The organism is Candidatus Darwinibacter acetoxidans (assembly GCF_041936445.1).
Classification (GTDB): domain Bacteria; phylum Bacillota; class Limnochordia; order Darwinibacteriales; family Darwinibacteriaceae; genus DTU010.
Map to the genome: position 1 here is coordinate 1 of NZ_JBHGXH010000135.1, position 2,806 is coordinate 2,806.

3 protein-coding genes and 1 pseudogene are annotated in these 2,806 nt (G+C 58.8%); all 4 read left to right on the forward strand.

The window, feature by feature from the left end; translation table 11 throughout:
• A pseudogene (locus tag ACE4YL_RS04935) lies at nt 1-360 on the forward strand (amidophosphoribosyltransferase); the annotation flags it as partial.
• The gene (purM, locus tag ACE4YL_RS04940) at nt 354-1,379 is read left to right on the forward strand and encodes a phosphoribosylformylglycinamidine cyclo-ligase (protein WP_461369318.1); all 1,026 of its coding nucleotides are present in this window, start codon (nt 354-356) and stop codon (nt 1,377-1,379) included. The pseudogene ACE4YL_RS04935 and the gene purM, both read left to right, overlap by 7 nt.
• The gene (gene purN / locus ACE4YL_RS04945; protein WP_461369319.1) at nt 1,376-1,960 is read left to right on the forward strand and encodes a phosphoribosylglycinamide formyltransferase; all 585 of its coding nucleotides are present in this window, start codon (nt 1,376-1,378) and stop codon (nt 1,958-1,960) included. The genes purM and purN overlap by 4 nt, the downstream gene beginning before the upstream one ends.
• Nucleotides 1,953-2,806: bifunctional phosphoribosylaminoimidazolecarboxamide formyltransferase/IMP cyclohydrolase (purH, locus tag ACE4YL_RS04950; RefSeq protein WP_461369320.1), on the forward strand; the 854-nt coding region annotated here is incomplete at its 3' end. The genes purN and purH, both read left to right, overlap by 8 nt.

Consider the following 2,806-nt stretch of genomic DNA (forward strand, 5'->3'; position numbering starts at 1 on the left):
GTGGTGGAAGGCAGGCGCGTGGCCTTAGTTGATGATTCCTTCGTGCGCGGCACCACCGGCAGGCGCATCACCCGCCTGCTTAGGGAAGCCGGGGCCAAAGAAGTGCATGTTTTGATCAGTTCACCGCCTATCAAATACCCCTGCTATTACGGCATTGATACTCTGAGCACTGCAGAGCTCCTGGCGGCCAATTACAGTGTCCAGGAAATTACTGAGATCATCGGAGCTGATTCCCTGCACTTTCTCAGCGTAGAGGGAATGGGTAAGGTCTTAGGCAGCGAACTCTGCCTGGCGTGTTATACCGGAGACTACCCCACCCCAGTGCCTCAATCTGAAGTCGAGGAGGATGGCAGATGGTAGATGCTTACCGCAGAGCGGGCGTAGACCTGGAAGCGGGTTATGAAGTTGTCTCCCGGATCAAAAAGCATGTGCGGCGCACCACACGCCCCGGCGCCTTGGGCAGTGTGGGGGGCTTTGGAGGCCTCTTTGACCTCTCATCCCTGGGACTTAAAGAACCGGTCTTGGTTTCCGGAACGGACGGTGTGGGCACCAAGCTCATGGTGGCCCTGATGGTGGACAAGCACGACACTGTGGGGATTGATGCCGTGGCCATGTGCGTGAACGATATTGTGGTGCAGGGGGCTGAACCCCTCTTCTTCCTGGACTACATCGCCTGCGGGAAGCTGCATCCGGAGCGCGTGGAAGCCATTGTCCAGGGCGTCTCCGAAGGCTGCGTGCAGGCGGGCTGCGCCTTGATCGGCGGAGAGACGGCGGAAATGCCAGGCCTTTACCTCCCCCATGAATATGATCTGGCGGGGTTTGCCGTGGGCGCCTGTGAAAAGGCGGATCTCATCGACGGATCCGCGATCAGGGCTGGGGATGTGCTCATTGGCCTTGCCTCGAGCGGCCTGCACAGCAACGGCTACTCCCTGGTCCGGCGCATCCTCTTTGCCCAGGCCAAGCTGCACACTTCCGACCATATCGAGGAACTGGGCTGCACCATCGGTGAAGAGCTGCTCAGGCCCACCAGGATCTACGTCAAGCCAATCCTAAAGGCCCTGAAGCAGTTTAGGCTCAAGGGCATGGCCCATATCACCGGCGGAGGCTTTCTGGAAAACATCCCGCGCATGCTCCCCCCTGGCCTTGGAGCTGTGATCGAGGAAGGAAACTGGGAAGTTCCCCCCATCTTCCCCTTCCTGGAGTCTTTAGGCGAAGTGGAGAGGCTGGAGATGTATAACGTGTTCAACATGGGGATTGGTCTCGTGATCGCCGTGGATGAGGAGCTTGCCGGAGATGTACTCCGCTGCTTTACGGAACTGGGTGAGCGGGCGTACGCAATCGGCCGGGTGGTGGAAGGCGAAGGGGTGCAGATCACATGACCAACATCGCCGTGTTTGCCTCGGGAAACGGCAGTAACCTTGGCGCCCTGATCCGCGCCGTGGAAAGTGGTGAACTCCATGCCCAGATTAAGCTGGTGGTCTCTGACAACCCCGAGGCCTACTGTCTGGAGCGAGCCCGTAAGGCCCGCCTTTCCTGCTTCATGTTCTATCCCCATATGTACCCAAGCAAAGCCGTCTATGAAGAGCTAATTCTGCGGCAGCTGCGGGAGCTTAATGTGGAGTATATCGTCCTGGCGGGGTATATGCGGCTGATCGGACCTACCCTGCTCGCTGCCTTCCCCGAGCGGATCATCAATATCCACCCTTCCCTACTCCCCGCTTTTCCAGGGAAAGATGCCATTGGACAAGCCTTGGCAGCGGGGGTGCCCCGCACAGGTGTTACCATCCACTACGTGGATGAAGGGATGGATACGGGACCCATCATTGCCCAGAGGCCGGTTGCTATCGATCCGGGTGAGACCCGGGAAAGCCTAGCAGAGAAGATCCACGCGGTGGAACATGAGTTTTACCCCAAGGTGCTGCAGGAGATTTTCAGAAAACGGAGGGAAAGCCTTGACTAAACGAGCACTGATCAGCGTTTCTGACAAGAGCGGAGTAGTGGACTTGGCCCGAAAGCTGCACGAACTGGGCTTTGAGATCCTCTCCACGGGAGGAACGAAAAAGGCCTTGGAGGAGGCGGGTCTGCCCGTAACCGGGATCAGCGAGGTGACCGGTTTTCCTGAGATCCTGGGCGGGCGGGTGAAAACCCTCCATCCCAAGGTGCACGGGGGACTCCTGGCCCGGCTGGATCTGGCGGAGCACCAAAGGGATCTGCAGGGCAACGGCATTCTACCCATCCAGATCGTCTGCGTCAACCTCTACCCCTTTCAGGAGACCATTGCCAAGGGAGATGCCTCTGTTGAAGAGGCCATTGAGAACATTGATATTGGCGGGCCGGCCATGCTCAGGGCCGCGGCCAAGAACCATGAGCATGTAACTGTGCTCATTGACCCCGCAGACTACCCAGAGGTCTTAAGCCAGCTGCGGGAGCGCGGAGAAGTAGCAAGGGAAACCCGGCGGAAACTGGCGGCCAAGGTTTTTCGCCATACCGCGGCCTATGACGCCCTCATCGCCGAGTACCTCACGGGGCTCACGGGCGAGGAGTTCCCGGAGAGACTTACCGTGACCTACGAGCTCCAGCAGTCCCTGCGCTACGGGGAGAACCCCCACCAAAAGGCCGCCTTCTACAGAAAACCCTTGGGCTCCAGATCTTCCCTCCCCTACGCCAAGCAGCTCCAGGGTAAGGAGCTTTCTTACAACAACATTAACGACGCGGAAGCAGCCCTGCAGATCGTTAAGGAGTTTACCGAACCAGCCGCGGTGGCCGTGAAGCACACCAACCCCTGCGGGGTGGGTATAGGATCCAC

What these genes read in the sequence shown, in the direction of transcription:
- purM (WP_461369318.1), top strand. Translation starts at nt 354, where the DNA reads ATGGTAGATGCTTACCGCAGAGCGGGCGTAGACCTGGAAGCGGGTTAT.
- purN (WP_461369319.1), top strand. Translation starts at nt 1,376, where the DNA reads ATGACCAACATCGCCGTGTTTGCCTCGGGAAACGGCAGTAACCTTGGC.